Origin of the sequence: Halopolyspora algeriensis, assembly GCF_003337235.1 — a bacterium.
GTDB classification, from domain to species: Bacteria; Actinomycetota; Actinomycetes; order Mycobacteriales; family Pseudonocardiaceae; genus Haloactinomyces; species Haloactinomyces algeriensis.
In genome coordinates this window covers 1-9,284 of record NZ_QPJC01000027.1, presented here as the reverse complement: position 1 = coordinate 9,284, position 9,284 = coordinate 1, and the positions used below count along the sequence as shown (strand labels likewise).

At 66.4% G+C, this 9,284-nt stretch carries 10 protein-coding genes; 8 read left to right on the top strand and 2 right to left on the bottom strand.

The annotated features are described in order from the left end of the window. Positions 1 to 748: 748 nt before the first annotated feature. Positions 749 to 1,981 carry a tetratricopeptide repeat protein gene (locus tag DFQ14_RS21495; protein ID WP_114455161.1) on the bottom strand — a complete coding sequence of 411 codons (1,233 nt, stop codon included), beginning with the start codon at positions 1,979 to 1,981 and terminating at the stop codon, positions 749 to 751. A 213-nt stretch (positions 1,982 to 2,194) separates the two neighbouring features. Then, positions 2,195 to 2,560, bottom strand: coding sequence for a GntR family transcriptional regulator (locus tag DFQ14_RS21490; protein WP_114455160.1), 366 nt, complete (start codon positions 2,558 to 2,560; stop codon positions 2,195 to 2,197). Positions 2,561 to 2,773: 213 nt separating this feature from the next. Here DFQ14_RS21490 and DFQ14_RS21485 point away from each other — a divergent pair, with 213 nt between their 5' ends. The 8 genes from DFQ14_RS21485 (at position 2,774) to DFQ14_RS21450 (ending at position 9,105) form a co-directional block, all read left to right on the top strand. Continuing rightward, entirely contained in the window at positions 2,774 to 3,013 is a 240-nt protein-coding gene (locus DFQ14_RS21485) for a helix-turn-helix domain-containing protein (RefSeq protein WP_114455162.1), read from the top strand. Positions 3,014 to 3,015: 2 nt separating this feature from the next. Further along, positions 3,016 to 3,411, top strand: a complete 396-nt coding sequence (locus DFQ14_RS21480) for a hypothetical protein (RefSeq protein ID WP_114455159.1) — start codon at positions 3,016 to 3,018, stop codon at positions 3,409 to 3,411. Position 3,412: 1 nt separating this feature from the next. Continuing rightward, positions 3,413 to 3,847, top strand: a complete 435-nt coding sequence (locus DFQ14_RS21475; protein WP_114455158.1) for a hypothetical protein — start codon at positions 3,413 to 3,415, stop codon at positions 3,845 to 3,847. After that, positions 3,847 to 4,173: a hypothetical protein gene (locus DFQ14_RS21470; protein WP_114455157.1), complete on the top strand. Its 327-nt coding sequence runs from the start codon at positions 3,847 to 3,849 to the stop codon at positions 4,171 to 4,173. The genes DFQ14_RS21475 and DFQ14_RS21470 overlap by 1 nt, the downstream gene beginning before the upstream one ends. A 228-nt stretch (positions 4,174 to 4,401) precedes the next feature. Next, positions 4,402 to 5,898 (top strand): DUF3987 domain-containing protein, encoded by a 1,497-nt coding sequence (locus DFQ14_RS21465; protein WP_114455156.1) that lies wholly within the window; start codon positions 4,402 to 4,404, stop codon positions 5,896 to 5,898. A 363-nt stretch (positions 5,899 to 6,261) separates the two neighbouring features. Continuing rightward, positions 6,262 to 6,477 (top strand): helix-turn-helix domain-containing protein, encoded by a 216-nt coding sequence (locus tag DFQ14_RS21460; protein WP_114455155.1) that lies wholly within the window; start codon positions 6,262 to 6,264, stop codon positions 6,475 to 6,477. A 247-nt stretch (positions 6,478 to 6,724) separates the two neighbouring features. Then, entirely contained in the window at positions 6,725 to 8,092 is a 1,368-nt protein-coding gene (locus DFQ14_RS21455) for a tyrosine-type recombinase/integrase (RefSeq protein ID WP_114455154.1), read from the top strand. A gap of 89 nt (positions 8,093 to 8,181) precedes the next feature. Continuing rightward, entirely contained in the window at positions 8,182 to 9,105 is a 924-nt protein-coding gene (locus DFQ14_RS21450; protein ID WP_246195840.1) for a DMT family transporter, read from the top strand. Positions 9,106 to 9,284: the final 179 nt, after the last annotated feature.

Genomic DNA, 9,284 nt, shown 5'->3' with positions numbered 1-9,284 from the left:
TGACCTGCGGAGGATACGGGATTCGAACCCGTGAAGGGGGATGCCCTTACACGATTTCCAATTCCGGTTCCGGGGGTTCGCAGTGGTGCTTAGCGGTACGGCGGTGCCGGTCAGCGATATGGCTGGAACATGGTGGGGATCGGTGTACCGGGGCGAACTGAGACCCGAACTGAGACCTCGTGGGACCTACCGGAACCCCGCTTATAGCCGGTTCTGGTCCGGTCGTACACCGGTAACTCCGAGGGGGAAATCCGGCCGGAGTTCGATCGGCGCTGTGTGACGCTCTCAGCGGGCCGTGAGAGCTTCGCTGCGGACAAGCCTTTCCGGCTCAACCAGCCCCGATCGAGTTCGGGCAGCATGACCCACAGCGAGCCGTCAGCCCGTGTGAGCACCAGACGCAGACAGTCCGAGCGGCCGCCGTGGCGACCGACTCAACGAGCAGGATCGCCTCATCACTGAGGTGACTCCGACCCCCAATGTTCCAGCCCCAAGCGACCCGTTCGCGGTGCCGCCTCTGTCCTCGACAGGTGGCCGCGCACGGGTGGGGATGGAAAGTGAACGGGGAAGGAAATCGGCGCCCGGGGAGGGAAAATTCCCTTCCCGGCTCCCTTCCCCGTTCCCTCGGTGCGACCTGCGGAGATGGAAGCTAGAGGGAGCGAGGGAACGAAGGGAGTCGACCCCTGCACCGGGTTCTGCCAGCGGGGCATGATGCCCCTGGGGGCACTCCCTCCCTGGCGTTCGGCATCCCTTATGACGGCCGCTGGATGCTCCTCAGCTGCTCCAAGTAAGCGTCTGCCTCCGGCTCACCCTCGTATTGCTTGCTGAGCACCTGGGACAGGTCCTGGGAGACCATCGCCAGCGATGGCAGGGACTTCCGGTCGCCGGAGAGTGCCCTGCGGCCGTACGTGACCGCTCCTTCGAGGTCACCCTCTCTGGCGGCGACAACGCCGAGTGTGACCTGTGCTTCCGCTACTCGCATGGGCCACCGCTCGTGCCCGTCGAAGTCGGTGCTGACGCGGATCACCTCGTCGGACAGTTCGCGAGCAAGGTTGTTCTCACCGACGTGGCGGTAGCAGTCCATCGCGTAGAAGTCGTACTTCGACGGGTCCACGACGAAGTGGTTTTCGACGTTGTCCGGGTAAGGCATTCCTTCGAGCACGAGGCGCCCGTGCTCCAGGGTCTTCAGCATCTCGTCACGACGACCCATTCGCGCGAGCGCTTTAGCCTTCTGGGCGATGAGCTGGACGCTCACGCTGTGGTTCCCCGCGGCGGCCTCGCCTCCGTCGGCGGCCGCGATGACGCCTCGGTAGTCCCCCGACGTGAGTGCGAACCATGCGCGCATCTCGTGAGCCCATCCAAGGATTCCGGGGCTGCCGACTTCATGGCCCAGCGTCAGCGCGGAGCGTCGAGTGGCTTCTGCGGAACGCTTGTCGCCGAGGTCGTACTCAAGGCAGCCGACGAGCAGCGTCAGCCAGCCTGCCAGTTCCAGCGTTTCCCGCCGCTGGCGGAAGCTGAGCCGCTGTTCCTGCATCTCGACCAGGCGGCGCAGCCACTGGCGGCCCTCGCCGATGAGGTCGCCGGCGGGCTGGCGGGAGTACTCTGTGCATAGCTTATCGACGGTGATCCGAACTGCCTCCAACGTCGCGTCGTTGACGTCGGAGGCTGACAGGCGGCTCACGATGTCGAGCGTGCTCATGCCGGTCGCTGTCACGAGGTCGATCTCGTTGCTGCTCTTCTCGGGTGGCGGGAACAGCGATGCTGTGACCGTGCCGAGCGTGGCAGCGATGAGCGACGCGTAGAAGCTTCCAGGCCTGTTCTCACCGAGTTCCCAGGCCTTCCAGCGGCGCAGAAGGTGAGTTTCGTCCGGTAGCGCTTGGTCGGAGTGTCGCCGCATCTGCTCTACGGCTTCTTGCTGGGCCCAGCCCTTCGCCTCACGCATCGAGCGGATACGGCGTGCCCAGGTCGGCAGATCCTGGCTCATGCAGCCTCCTCGGTGTGTGCCCTGCCTCCAGTGTGGCACCGCTCGGGGCGGACATGAGAGGTGTTGCGATGGTGATGCGGCCGTATCACCACGTCCCCTACGTCACACCTCGCATGACACTGTGATCGCTCGCTTTTTCCGAGCGAATCTTGAGGCATGGCAACGACAGGGAAGCCAGAGCAGGCAGGGGGCGGAGCGAACCGTGCCGCACGTTCAAGAGCGGCTGACGTGCTGTTCAACCGCTTCGAGGCGTCGGGAAATCTCCGTCAGTCGGTCCAAGACCTCGCCGAGCATCTGTCGGGTATCCGGTTCGTCCTCGTCGGCCGGTTCGGGCTGGTCAACGGGAGTGCGCCTGACCCAGGAGCCCTCGCCTTGACGGCTGATGATCAGGGACTCGTCACGGAGCACGGCGAGTGCGCTCTTCACGGTGCCCAGCGAGACCCCGTACTCCTCGACGAGGTCAGCTTGCTTAGGCAGGCGCTGACCTGCAGCGAGAACGCCTTCATGGATGGCGGTCCGCAGGTCGTCAGCAACCTGCAGGTACGGCGGCTGAGGATCATCAGGATCGACTTTTCCCATGTCAGCGAGGGTACAGACTCCCGCAAGCTAAACCAGTTAGACAACATAGCCTTGACTAGGTTGTCTAAGTCCTCTAGTGTTCCTGTCGTGCCGGTCGTTGCAGGTGGTTTCACCTCATCGGCCGGACACGACAAAGCCCCGGCGGTGCTGCAACACCAGCCGGGGCTCCGCACCGCAACCGTTGGAGAAGCAATGCAGTTCGAGGGTACGCGGATGTACCGCGTGAAGGCAGTAGCCGAGATGCTCGACGTTTCGGTGAACACCATCTACCGCGCGATCGAGTCGGGTCAGCTCGATGCCATCAAGCTGGGCACCGGGAAGGGCACCCTACGAATCTCCGGCTCGGCGCTCAACGCCTACTTCGAGGAGTGCGCCCAGGCCGCCTACAGCGCCTACGTGCTGGGCATCGCTTCGGCCGCTGAGGCCGACGAGCAGGCGGGGGAGGTGGCCTGACCATGTTGCAGACTCCGAAGGCCACGGCCGATGTGGGCGGGCGCTCCGTCGAGTACACCCCGACCCACCGTGAGGCCACCGAGACTCCGGCCGCTCTGTCGATGTCGGTGACGGTGCCGATGTCGCTGGAGGACATCACCGCCGCGTTGTGGCTGGTCATCGACGGTGGGATGCCGCTCGATGAGCTGGACGACATCGAGTTCACGCACCGCATGGTGGTCGAGACGCTGATCACCGAGGGCAGTGCTGCGGTCACCGACGCGCGTCACGCCCTGGCAGAGCTGAAGCCGGGCACGGCTCGGGCCAACGTGGCCGTTGCCGTGCGGGCGAAGGTCGCCGAGCTCTACGGCCAGGCCGCCATGCCTGCCCAGCGTCGCAACCTGGTGGGGGTGGTCTGAGGTGAGCGAGCAGACTCTGACCCGCCTGAAGGCCGCCCGCCTGGCGCGGAACTGGTCGGCCGCCTACGTGGTGCGCCGGTTGCGCGAGATCGCCACCGCCCGGGGTGAGCACCCGTACGGGGTCGAGACGGTGAAGCGCTCGTTGCGGCTGTGGGAGAACGGCAGCCGCACCCCGGCCGGGTGGGCCGTGCCGCTGCTGGAGCAGTGCTACGGCCTCTCGGCCGCCGAGTTGGGCATCAGCCAGTCCGACACCGACACGCAGGTCATCGAGCAGGCCCGCGCCGTGCTCGACGGCACCGACGAGCACGGCCCGGACGCCGAAGCTCAGGCGTTCGTGCCGGGGCCGCGTCGGCAGACCGCGACGGGCACGTGGTTGCGGCTGCTGCGCAGCCAGCACCACAGCGGCGTGCCCGCTGGGCAGGGGGTGGCGTCCTGATGAGCGCACAGACCCAGGTCACCGAGCTGACCATGCGGACCCTGCTGTACGCGGTGCCGCTGAGCCACGCCGACCTCCGGGACGCCTCACTGCGGCAACTGGCCACCTACGTGGGCCGGGTCGCCGCCCGGATGCCGGAGAAGGACCTGCGCGACCTGGAACGGGGCATGACCCGACTCGTGGACAACGGCGGGCCGCAGTTCGAGCCACAGCGCTACGCCCTGGTGGTCTCCCGGGTGGCCGCGCTGAAGCCGATGATCCCGGTCCTGCTGCACGGGCTCGTGCACCCGATCGAGGCCCAGCCCGACGCGCTCTGGCCGAACTGACTCGGCCCTCGATCGAGCCCCTCGACTCACGGCGGTGACCTGCACGAGTCGAGGTCGATCGAGTCCGGCCCGGTGGGTGCCCTTCCGCCCTCGATGAACCGCCACCCACCGGGCCGGTCCTGCCCCACCTCACCCGCTCGGAGCCCTGTCCTTACCCCGGCCTTACTCCCTGTCTGAACGGGGCAATCAGGCCGGACCACCCACGCGACGAACCGGAGCCGAATCCGCATGAGTAAGCCCGACACACCCGACCAGCCCCGGGGTGAGCCCGGCCGTCGGCTGCATCTCGTGCCCGACCCGGACCCCACCGCTGAACCCGGGTTCACGACCGGGACGAGCAGCCCCGATGAGCTGCATCGGGATAGGGCGGGAGACCCCCACCCGGATACCCCTGACCTGCCGCCGGACCCGGAGACCGAGCAGCGGGCATGGGCCGAGATCGGTCGAGCCCGTTCCGAGCTGCCCGACCGCGACGAGACCATGTTCGCCACCTACCTGGGCTCGGTGGTCCGCGACCTCGCACCCACCAGTGAGGCCGACCCCGCCAACATCCTGGCCTCCCTGCTGGCTGCCACGGGCGTCTACCTCGGGCCACGACCACACATCCGCGCTGGAGACGACCGGCACCCGCTGTTGATCTGGCCCCTGGTCATCGGCCGCACCAGTATCGGTCGCAAGGGTGCCGGATACTCCGCTGCGAAACGGCTGCTGACCGCTGCTGATGCCGAGTTCGTCGCCGCCAACATCCACAGTGGCCTGACCTCCGGTGAAGGACTGGCCCAGGTCTTCTCCGACGACGAAGACGACGGAGCCACCGGCCCGGACGAGACCACCGGCACCGGCAAGACGGGCAAGCCCTCCCGGGCTCGGTTGCTGCCACCCGGTGACCGACGCCTGTTGGCGTTCGAGCCGGAATGGGCCAACGTCATGGCCCGGATGCGCCGCGAGGGCAACACCCTGTCCGCCACGCTGCGAGGCGCGTGGGAGGGCGGAAACCTGTCCACCCTCGGCGTGAACGCCCGCATCGTCCGCGACACCCACGTCGGCATCCTGACCCACATCACCCCCGGCGAGTTCAAAGCCAAGGTCTCCGGCTCGGATCTCGCCGGGGGCACCTACAACCGGTTCCTACCGGTGTTCGTCGCCCAAACCCAGTTCCTGCCTGCCGGGACCGGTGCGAGCCCGGAACTGCTGGAACATCTGGGGAATGACCTGCGGACACGCCTGGACATCGGCGCCCGGCTCGGACAACTGACCTTCACCCACGACGCGGCCTATGCCTGGCGACGCCTCTACGTCGAGTTCGGCGGACACTCCACCGACGACGGCCCGATCGAACAGTTCCTCTCCCGCGCCGCCCCGAACTGCCTCCGCGTGGCAGGCATCCACGCCGCTCTCGACGGCACCCCCCACATCCACCCCGAACACCTCGCCGCCGCAGCCGCCTTCATCCGCTACGCCGTGGCGTCAGCGCGGGCCATCTTCACCGCTGCCAGCCCGCAGCGGGCCAAGCTCGCGCGCTTCATCGCGGAAGCAGGCGCCCAGGGCCGTGCCCGTACCGAGATCAGCCGGGATTGCTTCGGCGGCAACGAGAGCAAGACCGACATCGATGCCTGGCTCGATCAGCTCATCGAGAGAGGAGAGATCACCAAGGACATCCAGCGACCAGCAGGCGGAAAGGGAGGTCGCGCCAAAGAGACCTACATCGCCACTGACGCGAGCTGACGAACCTTACGAAGGTACGAACTTCGACCCTGACCAGGGAAAACGACAACAGCAAAGTTCGTACGTACGAACTTTGCTTCCCACGAAACCGCAGGTCACAAGCAATGTTCGTAACTTCGTTTCCTTCGTAGTTCGTCGCCCAGACCGTGCAGGTTCGTCGGTTAGCTCGTCGAGTGAGGCCACCGGATCCGAGTTAGGAACCTAATCCGACGGCTAACCCGGCGTTGACCTGCGGAAAGTGAGGCCAGTTAGCCAGCTAACCCACCCCGCAACGTCCCAGCTCCCGCCCCGCAGGGGCCTTCCTGGCAGGCACCGACCGAGCTAACTCATCTCACCGGACACGCAGACAGGAGCCCTCACGCCATGAGCGCACCCAGCATCACCCGTACCGACGAGCAGTCCCACACCCTGCTCACCGTCGAACAGGCAGCCCGGCGGCTCTCCCTCGGACGCACGACCATGTTCCAGCTCATCAAAACCGGCGCCGTGGTCTCAGTGCGCATCGGTCGCGCCCGCCGCGTTCCCGTCGAGGCCCTCGACGCCTACGTCGAAGAACTCACCGGCAAACACGCAGCGTGATAGACGGCTCGGGGTGCAAGGTGCCGAGCATGCCCGCTAGGTCTAGCGGGTCGACCCGCTAGACCTAGCGGGTCCTCTAGAGGCCGAGAGCGGTCACTACCAGCTGTCTAGCGCCTAGAGGGTCCAGCCCCAAGAGTTCGCAAGTTCCGTAAAAGGCCAGCTCAGACCCCCAGTGATCCCCGCTAGGGGGTTGACCTCACGCGCCCAAATTCAGGCACACACAGTAATCACAGGAAGGACTCGCACGATGCCCCGCAAACGTCGCAAGGAAGGCACTCGGGCACCCAACCGGACCAGCAGCGTCTATTTCAGCGATAAGGACGGCTACTGGCACGGGCGCGTGACGATGGGTGTCCGTGACGACGGCACCCCTGATCGACGCCACGTCAAGCGCAAGGACGAAGCGGAGTGCCGTCGCAAGGTGCGCGAACTCGAGAACGAGCGTGACGCTGGCAAGGTGCGCAAGCCAGGGCGCGCCTGGACTGTCGAGAAGTGGCTCACTTACTGGGTCGAGAACATCGCCTCGCCCACGGTGCGGCAGACCACGATGGTCGGCTACCGCACGTCGGTTTACAAGCACCTGGTGCCCGGTATCGGTAAGCACCGTATTGACCAGCTTCAACCCGAACATCTTGAACGGCTCTACGTTCGAATGCAGAAGGACGGGCTGAAGCCTGGTACCGCACACCTCGTCCACAGGACCGTCCGTGCCGCTCTGAACGAGGCTGTGCGGAGGCGCCACATCCTGGAGAACCCTGCAAAGGTGGCCAAGCCTCCCCGGGTGGAAGAAGAGGAAATCGAGCCCTTCACGGTCGACGAGGCACGGCGCGTCCTCAGCGCTGCGGCGGACATGCGGAACGGTGCTCGGTTCGTCATCGCGCTCACACTCGGACTGCGGCGCGGCGAAGCGCTCGGACTGAAGTGGTCCGACATCACCGTGACCTGGAAGCACGGCTGCCCCAAGAGCGATCCCTGCCGTAGGGCTCATCCCGCCGAGGACTGCGGCCAGCGGCAGGGCAGCGGCACGCTCACGATCCGGCGCTCACTCCAGACGCATACCTGGCAGCACGGGTGTTCCGAGGACAAGCCGTGCGAGCACCGGTACGGCGCCCACTGCCCGCACCGACACGGCGGCGGGATCGTGGTCAGCGAGGTGAAGTCACGCGCCGGTCGCCGCACGATCGGCCTCCCGCAACCAGTGATCGAGTCCCTGGAGGAACATCGCGCACGCCAGGAGTTCGAGCGGAAGCGCGCTCGGGAGGCGTGGGAGGAAGGTGGTTGGGTCTTCACCAACCGGTGGGGGAGCCCGGTCCACACGACAGTCGACTACGACGCTTGGAAGGCGCTACTGCGGGCGGCCGACGTGCGGAACGCCCGACTCCACGACGCTCGGCACACCGCCGCGACCATGCTCCTGGTGCTGAAGGTGCCGTTGCGAGCGGTCATGGAGATCATGGGCTGGTCCGAGGCCTCGATGGCACAGCGCTACATGCACGTGCCGCACGAACTCGTGACAGCGGTCGCCGATCAGGTGGGCGGGTTGATGTGGCCGGAGTCGGGCACCGATGACGACGAAGACGACGATGGGGAAGCGGGGTCCCTGGTACCCGCGTAAATCAGGTGCTTCGCCCGTTCACCTGGTTGTAGCGTCCGCGTGTGGGTAGCGCCTCAGAGTTGCAACGACGTTCGGGAGTCGTGTCGCACATGGCTCGTACATGGCCACGGCTGACGATGGCTCTGGGTGCGCTCGGTGTTGCCACCTCGGGCGTGTTCGTCGCCTTGTCCGGCACGTCGCCGAGCACCGCCACATTTTTTCGGTGTCTGCTCGCGTTGCCGTTGGTGTGGCCCTTGGCCTGCAGCGAACGGCGTCACGAGGGTCGACTGTCGTGGCGGGGCGGTGCTGTTGCAGCCGGTGCCGGGGTGCTGTTCGCCGGAGATGCGCTGTTGTGGACGCAGGCGATCTTCGAGGTCGGCGCTGGGTTAACCGCAGTGCTGGTGAACGCGCAGGTGATCCTCGTTCCGCTGCTGGCCCTGCTCATCGACCGCGAACCTCTTGCGCGCGCCTTCCTAGGCATCGTGCCGTTCATGGTGGCGGGCATCGTGCTCACCGGGGGCATATTCGAGACGGGCGTTCCCGGCAGCGCCCCGGTATGGGGAACGATCCATGCCATCCTCGCCGCACTGTGCTACTCGGGGTTCCTGTTCCTGCTGCGCCGCAACGGACAGATGGGGCGGGCGATTCAGTCCTACTGTGGCGTGCTCGCCTCGGCAGCTGTCGTCGCGCTGCTCGTCGGGTCGCTGTGGTCGGGCATCACAGTGACCCCCGGCTGGTCGGCGCTGGGTTGGCTGGCCCTGACCGCGGTGGGAAGCCAGGTCTGTGGCTGGCTCTTGGTTGCCCTGGCGAGTTCGCAACTGAGCAGCATGGCCAGCGCTGCCCTGCTCTTGCTCACCCCGGTCGGTGCCCTCGCCCTGGCAGCTCTCGCTCTCGGCGAGCAACCGAGCCTGCTGCAACTGTTCGGATGCGCCTTGATGCTTACCAGCGCCTACGCAGCATCCGCGTCCAGCTCGTCTTGGCGCTGGCTCACTGGCCCTGCTAGGCGACTACTTGGCACCTCACGTGATGTATGAGCCTTCGACGCTCGTAGGACGAGTCGCGGGGTCAGAGGGTCGAAACGGGGTCAACTGAGACCCGAACTGAGACCTCGAACGCAGCAGGGCCGGGCGCTGGTGTCGCGCCCGGCCCTGTGACCTGCGGAGGATACGGGATTCGAACCCGTGAAGGGGGATGCCCTTACACGATTTCCAAT

What these genes read in the sequence shown, in the direction of transcription:
- DFQ14_RS21495 (WP_114455161.1), bottom strand. Translation starts at nt 1,981, where the DNA reads ATGAGCCAGGATCTGCCGACCTGGGCACGCCGTATCCGCTCGATGCGT.
- DFQ14_RS21490 (WP_114455160.1), bottom strand. Translation starts at nt 2,560, where the DNA reads ATGGGAAAAGTCGATCCTGATGATCCTCAGCCGCCGTACCTGCAGGTT.
- DFQ14_RS21485 (WP_114455162.1), top strand. Translation starts at nt 2,774, where the DNA reads ATGTACCGCGTGAAGGCAGTAGCCGAGATGCTCGACGTTTCGGTGAAC.
- DFQ14_RS21480 (WP_114455159.1), top strand. Translation starts at nt 3,016, where the DNA reads ATGTTGCAGACTCCGAAGGCCACGGCCGATGTGGGCGGGCGCTCCGTC.
- DFQ14_RS21470 (WP_114455157.1), top strand. Translation starts at nt 3,847, where the DNA reads ATGAGCGCACAGACCCAGGTCACCGAGCTGACCATGCGGACCCTGCTG.
- DFQ14_RS21465 (WP_114455156.1), top strand. Translation starts at nt 4,402, where the DNA reads ATGAGTAAGCCCGACACACCCGACCAGCCCCGGGGTGAGCCCGGCCGT.
- DFQ14_RS21460 (WP_114455155.1), top strand. Translation starts at nt 6,262, where the DNA reads ATGAGCGCACCCAGCATCACCCGTACCGACGAGCAGTCCCACACCCTG.
- DFQ14_RS21455 (WP_114455154.1), top strand. Translation starts at nt 6,725, where the DNA reads ATGCCCCGCAAACGTCGCAAGGAAGGCACTCGGGCACCCAACCGGACC.
- DFQ14_RS21450 (WP_246195840.1), top strand. Translation starts at nt 8,182, where the DNA reads ATGGCTCGTACATGGCCACGGCTGACGATGGCTCTGGGTGCGCTCGGT.